Consider the following 517-nt stretch of genomic DNA (forward strand, 5'->3'; position numbering starts at 1 on the left):
AGGACCTGTGCTGGTTGCACCGGTTCCTGTTGGGGTTACTTTCGTAAACTCTGGACTGTAAGTCGCAGTCACTGGGGTACCATTCTTATCCACACGTTTGACAGTGACTGGGTCTGGGTTCCCAACAAACTGCTTGTCTGGGGTGAAGGTTACAGTTCCGTCTGGCGCAATTGTGTAAGTTCCTTGGCCTGGAATAGACTTCTCTTTACTTCCATCTTCGAAGGTTGGCTCAACTGCTTCATCAATCGGAACCAGTGGGTCGCCACCTTGGAAGGTTGGGGTACCTGTTTGTGGAACACCTTGAGGACCTGTGCTGGTTGCGTTAGTGCTAGTTGGGGTTACCTTAGTCACTGTTGGAGTATAAGTCGCAGTAACCTCTGTACCGTTCTTATCTACACGTTTGACTGTGACTGGAGTTGGTGTACCAACATATTGTTTTTCTGGAGTAAAGGTGATAGAACCATCTGGATTGATGCTGTATTCACCCACACCTGGAACTGTTTTCGTTGACTGTCCA

The 517-nt window shown here is 48.4% G+C and carries 1 protein-coding gene; it reads right to left on the bottom strand.

Going from position 1 to position 517, the window contains the following annotated elements:
- Positions 1 to 517, bottom strand: a 517-nt coding sequence (locus HMPREF2655_RS04355; RefSeq protein WP_142352127.1) for a hypothetical protein, incomplete at both ends; no start/stop codon positions are given.

The sequence above is a fragment of the Streptococcus sp. HMSC066F01 genome, from assembly GCF_001837335.1.
Classification (GTDB): domain Bacteria; phylum Bacillota; class Bacilli; order Lactobacillales; family Streptococcaceae; genus Streptococcus; species Streptococcus oralis_S.